At 47.7% G+C, this 287-nt stretch carries 1 protein-coding gene; it reads right to left on the bottom strand.

Annotation, left to right across the window (positions count from 1 at the left end; genetic code table 11):
* Positions 1-50 precede the first annotated feature (50 nt).
* The coding region (locus ACLEJP_RS25575; protein ID WP_440810929.1) for a hypothetical protein at positions 51-287 on the bottom strand (237 nt) is incomplete at its 5' end.

The following is a 287-nucleotide window of genomic DNA, read 5'->3' as shown; positions in this document are numbered from 1 at the left end:
GATTCATTTCGCAAAACCCCTATCTGCGCATGCAGGTAGGGGTTTTGTCTTTAAGTAGAAGCTATCGCTTCTCCTGGTTGGCTGAACGGCCGGTCGGTGGCAAAAAGGTGGTTGACAGCGTTTTTGAATGCTGTATTATTCACCTCCCGCGACGAGAGATCGAAGCGAGTTAAGTGTCTGAAGTTAAACGGGTTTTTCTCAAATACTTCAAAACAAACGCTTGACAGCAAATGAGGAAAGCGTAGAATGCGCGCCTCGGTTGAGACGAAACGCTCTTGGCCAAACGT

Origin of the sequence: Pseudomonas sp. SMV7 (assembly GCF_052041995.1) — a bacterium.
Taxonomy (GTDB): Bacteria; Pseudomonadota; Gammaproteobacteria; order Pseudomonadales; family Pseudomonadaceae; genus Aquipseudomonas.
This window is presented reverse-complemented; position numbering and strand designations above follow the sequence as displayed.